The 14,484-nt window shown below is 64.9% G+C and carries 13 protein-coding genes; 5 read left to right on the forward strand and 8 right to left on the reverse strand.

Annotated elements, in window-relative coordinates:
- Nucleotides 1-5 precede the first annotated feature (5 nt).
- The 4 genes from trpD to NMA58_RS09890 are packed head-to-tail and all read left to right on the forward strand — an operon-like array spanning nucleotide 6 to nucleotide 3,563.
- Complete coding sequence (gene trpD / locus NMA58_RS09875; RefSeq protein WP_434713176.1) at nucleotides 6-1,022, forward strand: anthranilate phosphoribosyltransferase; 1,017 nt, start codon at nucleotides 6-8, stop codon at nucleotides 1,020-1,022.
- Nucleotides 1,023-1,031: 9 nt separating this feature from the next.
- Nucleotides 1,032-1,844, forward strand: coding sequence for an indole-3-glycerol phosphate synthase TrpC (trpC, locus tag NMA58_RS09880; protein WP_434713177.1), 813 nt, complete (start codon nucleotides 1,032-1,034; stop codon nucleotides 1,842-1,844).
- A 1-nt stretch (nucleotide 1,845) separates the two neighbouring features.
- Nucleotides 1,846-2,343 (forward strand): cyclic pyranopterin monophosphate synthase MoaC, encoded by a 498-nt coding sequence (gene moaC / locus NMA58_RS09885; RefSeq protein WP_097599343.1) that lies wholly within the window; start codon nucleotides 1,846-1,848, stop codon nucleotides 2,341-2,343.
- Nucleotides 2,340-3,563: a molybdopterin molybdotransferase MoeA gene (locus NMA58_RS09890; protein WP_434713178.1), complete on the forward strand. Its 1,224-nt coding sequence runs from the start codon at nucleotides 2,340-2,342 to the stop codon at nucleotides 3,561-3,563. Before moaC ends, NMA58_RS09890 begins: the two co-directional genes overlap by 4 nt.
- Before the next feature lie 16 nt (nucleotides 3,564-3,579).
- On the opposite strand, the gene NMA58_RS09895 is transcribed toward NMA58_RS09890, so the two are convergent.
- The 5 genes from NMA58_RS09895 to NMA58_RS09915 form a co-directional block, all read right to left on the reverse strand.
- Nucleotides 3,580-4,239 carry a class I SAM-dependent methyltransferase gene (locus NMA58_RS09895; protein ID WP_434713401.1) on the reverse strand — a complete coding sequence of 220 codons (660 nt, stop codon included), beginning with the start codon at nucleotides 4,237-4,239 and terminating at the stop codon, nucleotides 3,580-3,582.
- Between the two features lie 42 nt (nucleotides 4,240-4,281).
- Nucleotides 4,282-6,228: a DEAD/DEAH box helicase gene (locus NMA58_RS09900; RefSeq protein WP_430960825.1), complete on the reverse strand. Its 1,947-nt coding sequence runs from the start codon at nucleotides 6,226-6,228 to the stop codon at nucleotides 4,282-4,284.
- Between the two features lie 98 nt (nucleotides 6,229-6,326).
- Complete coding sequence (locus tag NMA58_RS09905; protein ID WP_434713180.1) at nucleotides 6,327-8,183, reverse strand: CHASE2 domain-containing protein; 1,857 nt, start codon at nucleotides 8,181-8,183, stop codon at nucleotides 6,327-6,329.
- Between the two features lie 5 nt (nucleotides 8,184-8,188).
- A complete protein-coding gene (locus NMA58_RS09910) occupies nucleotides 8,189-8,707 on the reverse strand; it encodes a FecR domain-containing protein (protein WP_434713181.1) in 519 nt (172 codons plus the stop codon).
- 124 nt (nucleotides 8,708-8,831) lie between these two features.
- Nucleotides 8,832-9,977 carry a citrate synthase gene (locus NMA58_RS09915; RefSeq protein WP_434713182.1) on the reverse strand — a complete coding sequence of 382 codons (1,146 nt, stop codon included), beginning with the start codon at nucleotides 9,975-9,977 and terminating at the stop codon, nucleotides 8,832-8,834.
- Nucleotides 9,978-10,060: 83 nt separating this feature from the next.
- Here NMA58_RS09915 and NMA58_RS09920 point away from each other — a divergent pair, with 83 nt between their 5' ends.
- Entirely contained in the window at nucleotides 10,061-11,149 is a 1,089-nt protein-coding gene (locus NMA58_RS09920) for a citrate synthase/methylcitrate synthase (RefSeq protein ID WP_434713183.1), read from the forward strand.
- A 59-nt stretch (nucleotides 11,150-11,208) separates the two neighbouring features.
- Here NMA58_RS09920 and NMA58_RS09925 read toward each other — a convergent pair whose 3' ends face one another.
- The 3 genes from NMA58_RS09925 to tpiA all read right to left on the reverse strand — a co-directional run bounded on the left by NMA58_RS09925 (nucleotide 11,209) and on the right by tpiA (nucleotide 14,402).
- Nucleotides 11,209-12,837, reverse strand: a complete 1,629-nt coding sequence (locus NMA58_RS09925) for a CTP synthase (RefSeq protein ID WP_004673124.1) — start codon at nucleotides 12,835-12,837, stop codon at nucleotides 11,209-11,211.
- Nucleotides 12,838-12,979: 142 nt separating this feature from the next.
- Nucleotides 12,980-13,513 (reverse strand): preprotein translocase subunit SecG, encoded by a 534-nt coding sequence (gene secG / locus NMA58_RS09930; protein ID WP_434713186.1) that lies wholly within the window; start codon nucleotides 13,511-13,513, stop codon nucleotides 12,980-12,982.
- A gap of 118 nt (nucleotides 13,514-13,631) precedes the next feature.
- The gene (tpiA, locus tag NMA58_RS09935) at nucleotides 13,632-14,402 is read right to left on the reverse strand and encodes a triose-phosphate isomerase (protein ID WP_097599334.1); all 771 of its coding nucleotides are present in this window, start codon (nucleotides 14,400-14,402) and stop codon (nucleotides 13,632-13,634) included.
- Nucleotides 14,403-14,484: the final 82 nt, after the last annotated feature.

Below are 14,484 nucleotides of genomic sequence, written 5' to 3' on the forward strand. Positions count from 1 at the left end.
GTTTTATGACCGATCTGAAGCCGTTCCTGGCCAAGGCCGCAAGCCGCGAGCCGCTGACGCGTGACGAGGCCCGTGCCGCCTTCGAGATCCTGATGTCTGGCCAGGCGACGCCCTCGCAGATCGGCGGCTTCCTGATGGCGCTGCGCGTGCGTGGCGAAACCGTCGACGAGATTGTCGGCGCCGTCACCACCATGCGGTCGAAAATGCTGACCGTCGAAGCGCCGGCCGATGCCATCGACATCGTCGGCACCGGCGGCGATGCCAGCGGCACCTATAATATCTCGACGCTGGCTGCACTGATCGTCGCCGGTGCCGGTGTGCCCGTCGCCAAGCACGGCAACCGGGCACTGAGCTCGAAATCGGGCGCAGCAGACAATCTGGCAGCTCTCGGCGTCAACATCGATGTTGGTCCCGAGATCATTACGCGCTGCATCGCGGATGCCGGGGTCGGCTTCATGTTCGCCCAGCTGCATCATTCCGCCATGCGCCACGTCGGCCCCTCGCGCGTCGAACTTGGCACGCGCACCATCTTCAACCTGCTCGGGCCGCTTTCCAACCCAGCCGGCGTCCGCCGCCAGCTGCTTGGCGTCTTCTCGCCGCAATGGCTGGTGCCGCTTGCGGAAGTCATGCGCGATCTCGGTTCCGAATGCGTCTGGGTGGTGCATGGCGATGGCCTCGACGAAATCACCACGACCGGCGTCACCAAGGTGGCGGCGCTAGAAGACGGCAAGATCCGTACTTTCGAGTTGTCGCCCGCCGATTTCGGCGTCAGCCCCTGCATGCTCGCCGACATCAAGGGCGGTGATGGTGTCGCCAATGCCGCAGCGCTTCGCGAAGTGCTCGGCGGCGCCAGGAATGCCTATCGCGATGTCTCGCTCGCCAATGCGGCCGCTTCGCTCGTCATCGCGGGCAAAGCCGAGACGATCCGCGACGGCATGGCGCTGGCCGCGCATTCGCTTGATAGCGGCGCCACGGCGCTGGCCCTCGACAAACTCATCGCCGTTTCCAACGATATCGATTAGGATTGGCCGATGACCGATATCCTGAAAAAGATCGAACTCTATAAGCGCGAGGAAATAGCCGCCGCCAAAGCCGCGGTGTCGCTCGCCGATTTGAAGGCGATGCAGGCCGATCAGTCAGCGCCTCGCGGATTTCATCGGGCGCTCCTTGCCAAGCGTGAGGCTGGCCAGTTCGGTCTCATTGCCGAGATCAAGAAGGCAAGCCCATCCAAGGGCCTAATCCGCCCGGACTTCGATCCGCCGGCGCTGGCCAAAGCCTATGAAGCCGGCGGCGCCGCCTGCCTTTCCGTGCTGACCGACATGCCGAGCTTTCAGGGCGCACCGGAATTTTTGACGGCGGCCCGAGCCGCCTGCGCGCTGCCCGCCCTGCGCAAGGATTTCATGTTCGAGACCTATCAGGTCCACGAGGCACGCGCCTGGGGTGCCGATTGCATTCTGCTGATCATGGCGTCGCTGAGCGATGACGATGCAGAGCGCCTGCAGGACGAAGCTTTTTCGCTCGGCATGGACGTGCTGGTCGAGGTTCACGACGCGCCGGAAATGGAGCGGGCGCTGAAGCTCTCTTCGCCGCTTATCGGCATCAACAACCGCAACCTGCGGACCTTCGAAGTCAGCCTGACGGTCAGCGAGATGCTTGCCTCCATGGTCCCCGGTGATCGGCTCCTCGTCGGAGAAAGCGGCATCTTCACCCATGCCGATTGCCAGCGCCTGCAGGCCGTCGACATCAATACCTTCCTTGTCGGCGAGAGCCTGATGCGCAAGGACGACGTGGCGGCGGCCACCCGCGCGCTGCTCTTCGGCGAAGCCGCCATCGCGGCCGAATGACATGAGCGGCGCGAAGCCCGGCCTCACCCATATCGATCCCTCCGGCGAGGCGCATATGGTCGATGTCTCCGACAAGGCCGAAACGGTACGCATCGCCACTGCCGAGGGTCATGTGAAGATGGCGCCGGAAACCCTCGCGCTCATTCGCCAAGGCAACGCCAAGAAGGGCGATGTCATCGGCACGGCGCGCTTGGCCGGCATCATGGCGGCAAAACGCACCGCCGATCTCATCCCGCTCTGCCATCCGCTGATGCTGACCAAGGTCACGGTCGAAATCGAGGAAGATGCCGCCCTGCCCGGCCTGCGCGTCACCGCCACCGCCAAGCTCACCGGCAAGACCGGTGTTGAGATGGAGGCGCTGACCGCCGTCTCGGTCGCTTGTCTGACGATCTATGACATGGCCAAGGCCGCCGACAAGGCGATGGAGATCGGCGCCATCAGGCTGCTCGAAAAGTCCGGCGGCAAATCAGGCGATTTCCGTCATCCGGAGGCAAGATGAACCTTCTGCCGGTCGCCGACGCTTTGGACCGCCTGCTCACCCGCGCAAAGCCCGTCGCCGCGTCCGAGACGTTGCCGCTTTCCGAGGCTGAGGGCCGCGCGCTGGCCGTTGATCTCACCGCGCGCCTGACCCAGCCGCCCTTCAATGCCTCGGCCATGGATGGCTATGCGCTGCGCCGCGAGGACGCACCGGAGCCGGGTGCTGAACTGAAGGTCATCGGCACGTCGTCCGCCGGCCACGGCTTCGAGGGAGGCGTGGGCAAGGGAGAGGCCGTGCGTATCTTCACCGGCGCGCCTGTTCCGCCGGGCGCCGACAGCGTCCTGCTGCAGGAGGATGCGGAGAAGATCGACGGCGGCATCAGAACCAGGTTCCCGGTGCGGCTAGGCCAGCATGTGCGCCCCCGCGGTCAGGATTTCGCCGAAGGCGAAGCGGTGCTGCCTGCCGGCACCGTGCTCGATTTCTCCCGGCTGACGGTCGCGGCCGGCATGAACCGGCCCGATGTCGAGGTTCTCAAGCGCCCGCTGATTGCCATCCTGGCAACCGGCGACGAATTGCTGCCGCCCGGAAGCACGCCCGGACCTTCGCAGATCATCGCCTCCAATACCTTCGGTATCGCAGCCCTGGCCCGCAAAGCTGGCGCCGATGTACTCGATCTCGGCATCGTGCCCGACGACAAGGCAAAAATCACCGCAGCGGTCGATAAGGCCCGGGATGCCAAGGCCGATGTCGTCGTCACGCTCGGCGGCGCGTCGGTCGGCGATCATGATCTGGTGCAGGCCACACTGATCGAAGCCGGGATGCAGCTCGATTTCTGGCGCATCGCCATGCGCCCCGGCAAACCGCTGATGGTCGGCAGCTTTGGCGAAACCCATGTGCTCGGCCTGCCCGGCAATCCGGTTTCAAGCCTCGTCTGTTCGCTGCTGTTCCTCGAGCCACTGATTCGCAAGCTCGCCTCCCTGCCGCCGGTACGGCGTGAGACGACGGTGGAGGCTGCCGTCACACTGCGCGCCAATGATCACCGGCAGGACTATATCAGAGCGAAACTTACGAAGTCCGCGGCCGGAAACTGGCTAGCCGAACCGTTCGGCAAGCAGGATTCCTCGATGATGAAGGTGTTCGCGCAAGCCGACTGTCTCATTATCCGTCCGCCGCACGCGCCGGAACTGCCGGCCGGAGCACACTGCCCTGTCATGCTGCTGCGGCCGGATCTTCTCGTATAGTCTCGCCTCTTCCCGATCAGGAGAGCGAAAAAACGCCCGCTTGCACCGCGCTACCGCTGGCAGTCGCGCCGAAGTCCGCAACCGCCTGTGTCGAGATTCGCCTGAGTTCTCGATCCGGCAAATAGGCTCGCTCGGGATCGCCGACCAGCACCTCTATGCCGCTTGCCTGGCAAAGCCGCAAAAAGGCCAATACACGCAGGGCAAGCGAGGGATCATAGAAAAGATCGCCGACCACGATCAGATCAGTCGCTTCCGGTGCCGGCGCATCGAGGATATCGGCGGCGACCGCCGAGATGGTCACGCCGTTGATGGCTGCGTTGAGACCGATTGCTGCAATGGCATTGGCATCGACATCGACCGCCATCACCATCGCTGCTCCAGCCTTCGCCGCCGCGATGGCCACCAGCCCGGAGCCGGCACCGAGATCGAGGACGCGGCGGCCGGCGACCTTTTCCGGGCAGTCGAGCAGATGGCGGGCAAGCACGACGCCGCCGGCCCAGGGATAGGCCCAGTACGGCGGCGGATCGGCCTCTCCGCGGTCGGCAAGCCGCCAGAGGCCGCTCGCAGGCCCGGCCGAGTGGAGCAGGATCTCGGGGATAGACGGGACCGCCGCTATCGGCAGATTGGCCTTGATGAAGGCGGCCGGATCGACACGAAATATGCCGGAGTGTTTCATCGTCATCTGATCCTGCTGGTCAAGAATCCTGCGCGATAGAAATCAGCCCGGCTTTTTCTTCGAGAATTTGCCTTTCGCTCCGCCTTTGCCTTCATATTTGCCGCCATCGAATTTGGGCTTGTCATATCTGGGCTTGTCGAATTTCGCGCCATCGTAGCCGGGCTTGCTTGCCTTCTTGCTCCAGGGCTTGGCGTCGCGCCGTTCTCCGCCGCCATTGTCGGCTGCCGCATAGCCGCCGCTCGAACCCTTGCCGAACTTTTTCTTCGGCCGTTCGTCACGGAACGCCTCGCCAGGCCGTTCGTCACGGGCCTTGTCGGCATAAGGTTTCGGCGACGACGCGCGGCTGAAATCCGGCGTGCCGGCAAGCCTCGTCACGCGGATACCGCGTTCGAGCGCCTTGTTCGGTCCGATGGCGTTCAGGAAGCTCTCGGCGCTCGCTGCCGCAATCTCCACATAGGTTTCCTCGGGCTGCATCTTGATCGCGCCGATCTCGCGCTTCGTGACGTTGCCGTTGCGGCAGAGCATCGGGATCAGCCAGCGCGGCTCGGCATTCTGCTTGCGCCCGACCGAGACCGAGAACCAGACGCTCGGGCCGAAATCTTCGCGCGGTCCCTTTTGCGCCGGCTCGAAGGGGGCGGCATTGTCGCGGCGCTTACGGCTGCGATCGTCTTGAACGGTAACCTCGATCAGATCTTCCGGCGCCGAATGATTGGTGCGGTAAAGGCGCAGGAAAGCGGCGGCGAGCTTTTCGGCGCCATGGCTGGAAAGCAGTTGCTGCACCAGTCCCCGCTCTTCCTCCTGCGGCGCGTCGTGGAAGATCGGATCGGCAAGCAGCCGCTCGTCGTCGCGTTCGCTCACCTCCTCGGCCGACGGCGGCCGCGCCCAGGCCGCCGAAATGCCGGCATTCTCCAGCAGGCGTTCCGCCTTGCGCCGGGCATTCAGCGGCACGATCATGGCGCTGATGCCCTTGCGACCGGCCCGGCCGGTGCGGCCGCTGCGATGCAGCAGCGTTTCCGGATTGGTCGGCAGGTCGGCATGGATGACGAGGTCGAGACCCGGCAGGTCAATGCCGCGGGCGGCGACGTCGGTTGCGATGCAGACGCGGGCGCGCCCGTCTCGCATCGCCTGCAGCGCGTGGCTGCGCTCGTTCTGCGTCAGCTCACCGGACAGCGCTACCACGGAAAAATTGCGGTTATTGAAGCGCGCGGTCAGATGATTGACGGCGGCGCGCGTCGAACAGAACACGATGGCGTTGGTCGCCTCGTAATAGCGCAACACGTTGATGATCGCGTTCTCGCGGTCGCTCGGGGCCACGACAAGCGCTCGATATTCGATATCGACATGCTGCTTCTCCTCGGCCGCGGTGCTGATCCGCACGGCATCGCGCTGGTAGCTCTTGGCGAGCTTGGCGATCGCCGCCGGCACCGTCGCCGAAAACATCAGCGTGCGGCGCTCGTCCGGCGCCGAGTCGAGAATGAATTCCAGATCCTCGCGGAAGCCGAGATCGAGCATCTCGTCGGCCTCGTCGAGCACGGCGGCCTTCAGCTCCGACATGTCGAGTGCATGGCGGCGGATATGATCGCAGAGCCGGCCGGGTGTGCCGACGACGATATGGGCGCCGCGCTCGAGCGACCGGCGCTCGCTGCGGATGTCCATGCCGCCGACGCAGCTTGATATCACCGCACCGGTCATCTCATAAAGCCATTCGAGTTCGCGCTTCACCTGCAGGGCAAGCTCGCGCGTCGGCGCGATGACGAGGGCGAGCGGCGCTCCGGCGTTGCCGAAGCGTTCGCTGCCGTCGAGCAGCGTCGGCGCCAGCGCCAATCCGAAGGCGACAGTCTTGCCGGAGCCGGTCTGGGCCGAGACCAGTGCGTCCGAAGCGGCAAGCGCCGGATCGAGCATCGCCTGCTGTACCGGGGTAAGTTCGGCGTAACCGCGTTTCTGCAACGCCTTGGCGATCGCCGGAACGACGCCGTTGAATTCTGTCATGAGTTCGATCTTTCGGAGCTTTCAGGCGCGAAATGCGCCATGGCCGGAGCCAGCCGGCGGGATATTTGCGCCGTTCCTAGCCGCTCCCGCAGCGATTGTCAAAGCGTGCGGCTGCGCCACAGCCAGGCATCGATATGGCTTGCCCTGCCGCGCAGTTCGGTTTCCAGCGGCCCTTCGATCCGGCCTGATTTGAGGAGCACGCTGTCCGGGCCTGCGGCGCCGACGATTTCGGCGCTGAGCGCCAGCTCGACGCCATGACGGGCGGCGACCTCCATCAGGCGGCTTCCGACGTTCACCGTATCGCCCGCCGCCGTGATCTGTTGCCTGTCGCCGGTGCCGAGCCGAGAGGCGACGATCGGCCCACAATGGGCGCCAACCTTGAAACCGATGTTCTTCCCGGCAAAGCCCCCCTGCGTCCGAAGCCAGGCGCGGGTGCGCTCGCAGAGCCTGACCGCGCAGGCGATGGCCCGGGCGGCATCGTCGTCGGCGACTTCCGGCAGGCCAAACAGGATCATCGCCCCGTCGCCCATGAAGCTGGTGATGGCGCCGCCGTGGGCCCGTGCCTCCTCATCGATGATTTCGAAGAAACCGCTCAGCATTTCGCTCACCTTGACCGGCCCGAGGGTTTCGCTGAGGCCGGTGAAGCCCGAGAGGTCGATGAAGACGACGGCCGCGTTCTGGCGCACCGGGGCGGCGAGGAAGTTCGGATGGCGCGCCAGCCATTCTCCAAGACCGGGCGCCTCGATGCGCTGCAGCAGCGCGCTCTGCTCGGCGAAATGGCGGGCGCGGCCGCGGTCGAGCCAGAGCTCGGCTGCGCCGAAGATCAGCACTGGCGGCAACGCTGCGGCGATCGGCAGGGCGGCACTCAGCCAATAGCCATGCGCAAACGCCGCCAGATTGAGCATTGCCCAGACGACCAGCACCAGCACTATGATTGCGTAGCCCGCAGCACTTCGCCGCCAGGCGGTCAGCGAAATCAGCATGATCGCCAGCCCGACGGCGATGGCGGCATCGATCAGCCTGATCCTGTGGTTGCGCACCATGCCGTCGCCAGTGACGAGATGGGTGATCGCGGTCGACATCACCTCGACGCCCGGCATCACGGGATCGAAGGGCGTCGGGAAGACGTCGCCGCCACCGGTGACGGTCGAGCCGATGACGACGATGCGGCCGGTGACCGCGTCCGCCGCAAGCTTGCCGTCAAGCGCATCGGCGGCGCTTGACGTGGCGATGCTGCCGCGCCGGCCATAGAAGGTCACCGGCAGGCGCTGGCCGATATCCGTGGGAATGCGCAATGCTCCGAGCATGATCGCATCGCGTTCGATGCTGGGATCGACACCGAGCGCCACCGAGGCGGCTCGCAGCGGAAAAGCCGGATCCAACCGGTCTGCGGCGCGCGAGATCAGTGGAATGAAACGAGGCGTGCCGGTCTGGTCGGTGGCGACATTGACGACACCGACCGCGGCCGCGCTGGCAAAGCGCGGAAGCGGCAAGAGAAGCTGATCTGCTTCAGGGATGGCGGCAAGCGGATCGTCTGCCAAGTCGGTAACCCGCTGCCGGCTCTGCGCAAAGGTGGCCGCCGCCGCAATCACGCTCGGTCCCTCTCCAAGGGCAGCGGTCAGTGCTGCATCGCCCTCCTCCGGTCCCGGATCGATGAGGAGGATGTCGAGAGCCAGTGCCTTCGGCTTCAAAGCGTTGATTGCATTGACCAGACGCGCCAGTGTCGCCCGGTCGAGCGGATAGCCGTGGGCCGCCGCCGTACGGTCGTCGATTGCGACGATCGAGACGACGGGAGGCGGCGCCTTCGCTCCGACGACGATGCTGCGAATGTCGGCGAGCGAGGCCTCCATCCGGTCGAGAAAGCCTATCCCGCCATTGAGATTGAGATAGCCGAGCGCCGCGCTCCAAAGACCGGCCAGCAGCAGCGCGATCATGGTCAGCAGGCGATGACTCATGGCATTTATTGGCCGAAGCGGGCAAGAAGGGCGGCGACACGGGGCGCGGGCCAGCGGCGCACGACCAGCGGTTCGGTTCCGCTGCTAACATCGACGCCCTCGCCCGGGGACAACACCACCGGCTCGCCGGCAGGCCGGCGGACGGCCACGCTGCCTCTGACGACAAGGACCGAGGTCTTGCCGCCCGCGACGTCGACAGCCCATTGCGTGCCGCGCACGGCAGCGATCGCCTGCGGTGTCACCACCTGGAAACCACCCGCATGCTGGCTGCCGTCGACATCGACGAGGATCGCTTTGCGCCGTAGCGACGCCGAATCGGGACTGCCGTCGCGATTGCGGTCGGAGAGTTGGAAAGACGCGCCGGCCTCCGCCGTCACCTTGACGCCACCAGGGCAACTGAGCGTCTGGCGGGCGCCGCCATCGCGCGAGATCGCGCAGCCCGCAGATTGCGCGAGTACCGCGCCCTGCGGAATGAGGCCGGCAGCGAGCCCGGCGGCAAACAGCTTGAGAAACGTTATATTCATGGAAAGCCCCCGTGACCGGGCGGAACTGCATCTGCGAAAGCGCCCGCCAACCGTCTTCTTCCATACGAGGCATGATAGCCGAATTCGGATATTTCAATAGGCGAAAAAAGCGAACCCCGCATCCTCAAGTGCTGCTCTTCATATCGGGCGCCGGTCCGGTATAACGTGCCCGTGGCCGGATCAATTCGCCGCTTTCGATCTGCTCCAACGCATGCGCGAGCCAACCGGTGCAGCGTGCAAGCGAAAAAATGACGATCGGCGCCTCTCTCGGCAGATCGAAGGCTGCCGCCATCGCGGCAAGCGCGAAATCGACGTTGACCTTTTCCCCGACGATCTCCTCGCCCCTATCCCTGACCTCGGCGAACTCAGGTGGCAGTGGAAATTGCGAAAGCAGCGCCAACGCTCTGATATCTCCGTCCGGATAAAGCGGATGACCGAAGGCGGATAAGCGATTGCCCTGGGCAAGGGTGCGGCGGATTGCCTGCGCCGGACCGAGGGCGCAGGCTGCCTCGATCAATGCATCAACGCTCTGCCAGGCGGCGCCGTGCAGCGGTCCCGTCAGCGTCGCCAAGCCGGAAATTACGGCGGCCGATAGCGCCGCACCCGATGAGGCCGTGACTCGTGCAGCAAAGGCCGAGGCGTTGAGTTCATGATCGGCAAGCAGCACCAACGCGCGACGCAGGCATTCGCCGGCCTCCGGCCGCTGCCAGCTTGCCGCAAGTCTGAGATGCAGCGGCCGGTCCGAAGCGCCTGGTGCCAACGCATCTGCGATCGTGGCGAGAATTCCGTGCGCCTCACGCCGGAGTGCCGCCGGCGAGCGGCCAAGCGACGGCAGGTCCGATGTCACCCGCCCGGCAAGCGCCAGGAACGCGGCCTGAAGCGATGGAGAGCCATGCGTGGTCGCGGTCGAGGAGGCAGGCGTCTCCGCTCCATTCCACAGCAATGCCGCGGTCTGCTCCAGCGTCGCCGTCTCGGCGAAACCGGCCACATCCTTCCCACGATAGAAAAGGCGTCCGCCCGTCACGGTGGAGATTGCCGAGGAAAGTACGGGATCGCCCCAGCGGATCGTCTCGGCCGCCACTATTTCGGCCTTGCGGCGGCCGGCATGGCGATCTGCAAGCCGCCGCACGTCGGCAGCGTGATAGAGGCTGCGGCGCGGATCGGCGGGATCGGGCTTGGCGCGGATGCGCCCTCGGCTGACATTGGCGTAGAGCGTCTGCGGTTTGGTCTTCAGCGCCTGCAGCGCCTCGTGGGTGGTCAACCACGGCATCACAGCCTCACATTGATCAATTGCGTCAAGATTGACGTCAATAAGACTAGGTCGGATCATTCGAGCCGTAAAGGAGAACCCACATGAAAAACGGGCTGGAAGATGTCATTGCCGCCGAAACGCAGCTGTCGGATGTCGATGGCGAAGCGGGTCGACTGATCATCCGCGGCGTATCGCTGGATCATCTGGTCGCAGGCGGCACCTATGAGCGCGTCGCTGCACTGCTGCTCGACGGCCTGATGGAGCGAAGCTTCGATGAGGCGCTCTTACGCGACTGGCTGGCACAGGCACGAACGAAGGTTTTCGCCCATATCAAAGCCGCCGACGCCGCCTTGATCGCCTTGCCGCCGGTCGATGCGATGCGGGCACTGTTAGCCCGGCTGCCCGATGGCGAGGATTTCGACATCGCGCTCAGCCTTCTGGCAGCGCCGGCGGTCTTCCTGCCGGCGATTCTCAGGCTGCAGCGCGGGCAGAGACCGATCGCGCCCGACGCCTCGCTGCCGCAGGCGGCCGATATCCTGCGCATGCTTATCGGACGATTGCCGACCAGGGAGCAGACGGCGGCACTCGACGCCTATCTCGTGACGATATCGGATCATGGGCTCAACGCCTCGACCTTCGCATCGCGGGTCATCGCCTCGACGCAGGCTGGCCTCACCTCTTCGGTTCTGGCGGCGTTGAGCGCGCTGAATGGGCCGCTGCATGGCGGCGCGCCCGGTCCCGTCCTCGATATGCTGGATGCGGTGGGAACGCCGGATAATGCCGGCACATGGCTCGCCGATGCACTCGATCGCGGCGAAAGGCTGATGGGCTTCGGCCACCGCATCTACCGCGTCCGCGATCCCCGCGCCGATGCGCTGAAAGGCGCGCTGACGCCTTTGATCTCGTCAGGCCAGGTCGACAGCGCCCGCGTCGAACTCGCCGAGGCGGTGGAAGCCGCCGCATTGGCGATCCTGAAGGCACGCAAACCCAACCGGCCGCTCGATGTCAATGTCGAATTTTATACCGCGCTGCTGCTCGAAGCGCTCGGCTTCCCGCGCCAGGCCTTCACCGGCGTCTTTGCGATCGGCCGCACTGTGGGGTGGCTGGCGCATGCTCGCGAACAGGCGCTCGACGGCCGGCTGATCCGCCCGCGTTCGGTCTATATCGGGCCGCTGCCGACCGCTGCCTGAAAATAGAATGGCTGATTGACGAGATCGCGCGATAGCCGCGCGATCTGGCGCCGCAGTCGTCAGACGAGACGGCTCTGCTCGGTTGCTGCTTCGATGAAGCTTGCAAACAGCGGATGCGGATCTAGCGGCCGGCTCTTCAGTTCCGGGTGATATTGCACGCCGATGAACCAGGGATGATCGGGATATTCGATCGTCTCCGGCAGCACGCCATCCGGCGACATGCCGGAGAAGACGAGGCCGCAGCTCTCGAGCCGGTCCTTGTAGTCGATATTGACCTCGTACCGGTGGCGATGACGCTCGGAGATATCCGTCGAGCCGTAGATCTCCGAGATCTTCGTGCCCTTCTTCAGCGCCGCTTTGTAGGCGCCGAGGCGCATGGTGCCGCCGAGATCGCCGGCCGCCGTGCGCTTCTGCAGCTCGTTGCCCTTGACCCACTCTGTCATCAGGCCGACCACCGGCTCCTTCGCTGGGCCGAACTCGGTCGACGACGCGTCCGGCACATCAGCGAGATTACGCGCCGCCTCGATGACGGCCATCTGCATGCCGAAGCAGATGCCGAAATAAGGCACCTTGCGCTCGCGGGCGAAGCGCGCCGCATGGATCTTGCCCTCGGAGCCGCGCTCGCCGAAGCCACCGGGCACCAGGATGCCATGCACCTTTTCGAGATAAGGCGCGGGATCTTCCTTCTCGAAGACTTCCGACTCGATCCATTCGAGCTTGACCTTGACCCGATTCGCGATGCCGCCGTGATGCAGCGCCTCGATCAGCGACTTATAGGCATCCTTCAGGCCGGTATATTTGCCGACGATCGCGATCGTTACCTCGCCTTCCGGCGTACGGATGCGGTTGCAGACCTCTTCCCACTGGTCGAGGCGCGGCTTCGGCGCCGGCTCGATGCCGAAGGCGGCGAGCACTTCGTCGTCGAGCCCTTCCTTGTGGTAGGCCATCGGCACGTCGTAGATGTTGGCCACATCGAGCGCCTGGATGACGGCAGAGGGACGCACGTTGCAGAACAGCGAGAGCTTGCGGCGCTCGGCTTCCGGAATTTCGCGGTCGGCGCGCACCAGCAGGATATCGGGGTGAATGCCAAGCGCCTGCAGCTCCTTCACCGAATGCTGGGTCGGCTTGGTCTTGAGCTCGCCGGCGGCCGGAATGTAAGGCATCAGCGTCAGATGCACGTAGACGGCGGTGCCGCGCGGCAGGTCGTTGCCGAGCTGGCGGATTGCTTCCATGAAGGGCATCGCCTCGATGTCGCCGACCGTGCCGCCGATTTCGCAGATGACGAAGTCGTAGTCCTTATTGCCCTCGGTGACGAAATCCTTGATCTCGTTGGTGACGTGCGGAATGACTTGCACCGTCGCGCCGAGATAGTCGCCGCGGCGTTCCTTGTCGATGATGTTCTTGTAGATGCGGCCGGTGGTGATGTTGTCCGTCTTGGTCGCCGAACGGCCTGTGAAGCGCTCGTAGTGGCCAAGATCGAGATCGGTTTCCGCGCCGTCGTCGGTGACGAAGACCTCGCCGTGCTGGGTCGGGCTCATCGTGCCCGGGTCCACATTCAGATAGGGATCGAGCTTGCGAAGCCGAACCCGATATCCACGGGCCTGCAGCAACGCTCCGAGAGCCGCGGCCGCAATTCCTTTTCCGAGAGAGGAAACCACGCCGCCAGTGATGAATACGTATCGCGCCATGGGATTCACCGGATACCTTTTCAAAAACGATTCCACCAGCCCAAAAATTCTTTTCCAGAATTTTCGGAGCCTGACCGGGAATCTGCACAAAAGAAAACCGGCAGACCCGAGGGCCTGCCGGCGGTTTATGTCGAAGCCCGGTTTACTGTCCCGTCGGGACGCCGGAGGGCTGAGCCGGCGCCGGCGCGGCCGGGGCTGCGGGCGTTGCCGGCGCAGTTGTCGATGGGGCAGTTGCTGCCGGAGCAGTCGTCGAAGGCGCGGTGGCTGCCGGAGCCTCTGCTGCGGGAGCTTGCGCGGCCGGAGCCTGTTGTGCGGGCGCAGCCGCACCGCTGCTCGGAACGCCGTTGCCGGCCGGCTGGTTCGCCGGGGCCTGTGCACCGCCGCCGAGCGAATCGAGAATGCCGTTGCCCTGGCCGCTCGTCGCGGGGATGCGGTTGAGGATGTCGCTCGGACGGCCCTCGTAGCGCGTCAATATGCCGAGGCCGAGCGAGGTGAGGAAGAACAAAGTCGCCAGGATTGCGGTTGTGCGGGTCAGCGCATTGGCCGTGCCGCGGGCCGACATGAAGCCCGAACCGCCGCCGATGCCGAGGCCGCCGCCTTCCGAGCGCTGGATGAGCACGACGCCGACGAGGGCGAGCACGATCATGAGATGGATGACAATCAATACTGTCTGCATGGGTCCAGTCCTGCCCGCCTGGAGACGGACATAAGTAAGAATTCTGGCGGCTCTTTACATGAGGCTCTCGCCTATTCCAAGCCCTTCTGCCGGAATAAACCGAGCTATGAACAACGCGTCAGGCGAGCAGCGCCTCATAAGCCCGGTAGATGGCGAGGAAGTCGGCGGCTTTCAAGCTCGCTCCACCGATCAGCGCGCCGTCGACGTTGGCGATGCCCAGCAGTTCTCCGGCATTGGCGGGTTTAACCGAGCCGCCATAGAGAAGCCGCATCTTGCGGCCTTCATCGCCGAAGCGAGAGACGAGCTCCGCACGCATGAAGGCATGCGCCTTTTCGACATCGCCTGATGTCGGCGTGACCCCGGTGCCGATCGCCCAGATCGGCTCGTACGCGATGACTGTGTTCTCGGCGGTTGCGGCATCGGGAACCGAGGCGGAAAGCTGGCGCTTGATGACGTCGAGCTCCTGCCCGGCCCGGCGCTCGGCCGCCGTCTCGCCGATGCAGATGATCGCTGTGAGCGCGGCGGCGAAAGCCGCTTCCGCCTTGGCGCGCACCAGATGGTCCGTCTCTGCATGGTCGGTGCGACGTTCGGAATGGCCGACGATCACATAGGTGCCGAAGCTATCGGCGATCATCTCGGCCGAGATGTCGCCGGTATGCGCGCCCGACGGCTTCTGGTGGCAGTCCTGCGCGCCGATCGCAAGCGGGCTGTCGGTGCAGAGCGCGGTTGCCACGTAGAGCAGCGTCGTCGGCGGGCAGATCAGCGCCTCGACCTTGTCGGCGAGCGGCGGGCGAACGCCCTCGGCGATCGCCTTGATCTGATCGAGCGAGGCACGCGTGCCGTTCATTTTCCAGTTTCCCGCCACCAGCGGGCGCACGTCAGGTGTCATGCCGGCCTTCCACAAACTTCATATCCCCGGCCGCATTATCAAAAGCCTGCGGCAAAGAAAAGCATCATGCCCATGACGTAAC

Origin of the sequence: Rhizobium sp. YTUHZ045 (assembly GCF_051124255.1) — a bacterium.
Taxonomy (GTDB): Bacteria; Pseudomonadota; Alphaproteobacteria; order Rhizobiales; family Rhizobiaceae; genus Rhizobium.

Excerpts from the sequence above, each read along its gene's own strand:
- NMA58_RS09890 (WP_434713178.1), top strand. The coding sequence starts at position 2,340 with ATGAACCTTCTGCCGGTCGCCGACGCTTTGGACCGCCTGCTCACCCGC.
- secG (WP_434713186.1), bottom strand. The coding sequence starts at position 13,513 with ATGCAGACAGTATTGATTGTCATCCATCTCATGATCGTGCTCGCCCTC.
- NMA58_RS09895 (WP_434713401.1), bottom strand. The coding sequence starts at position 4,239 with ATGAAACACTCCGGCATATTTCGTGTCGATCCGGCCGCCTTCATCAAG.
- NMA58_RS09915 (WP_434713182.1), bottom strand. The coding sequence starts at position 9,977 with ATGCCGTGGTTGACCACCCACGAGGCGCTGCAGGCGCTGAAGACCAAA.
- NMA58_RS09900 (WP_430960825.1), bottom strand. The coding sequence starts at position 6,228 with ATGACAGAATTCAACGGCGTCGTTCCGGCGATCGCCAAGGCGTTGCAG.
- NMA58_RS09910 (WP_434713181.1), bottom strand. The coding sequence starts at position 8,707 with ATGAATATAACGTTTCTCAAGCTGTTTGCCGCCGGGCTCGCTGCCGGC.
- NMA58_RS09905 (WP_434713180.1), bottom strand. The coding sequence starts at position 8,183 with ATGAGTCATCGCCTGCTGACCATGATCGCGCTGCTGCTGGCCGGTCTT.
- trpD (WP_434713176.1), top strand. The coding sequence starts at position 6 with ATGACCGATCTGAAGCCGTTCCTGGCCAAGGCCGCAAGCCGCGAGCCG.
- moaC (WP_097599343.1), top strand. The coding sequence starts at position 1,846 with ATGAGCGGCGCGAAGCCCGGCCTCACCCATATCGATCCCTCCGGCGAG.
- NMA58_RS09925 (WP_004673124.1), bottom strand. The coding sequence starts at position 12,837 with ATGGCGCGATACGTATTCATCACTGGCGGCGTGGTTTCCTCTCTCGGA.
- tpiA (WP_097599334.1), bottom strand. The coding sequence starts at position 14,402 with ATGACACCTGACGTGCGCCCGCTGGTGGCGGGAAACTGGAAAATGAAC.
- trpC (WP_434713177.1), top strand. The coding sequence starts at position 1,032 with ATGACCGATATCCTGAAAAAGATCGAACTCTATAAGCGCGAGGAAATA.
- NMA58_RS09920 (WP_434713183.1), top strand. The coding sequence starts at position 10,061 with ATGAAAAACGGGCTGGAAGATGTCATTGCCGCCGAAACGCAGCTGTCG.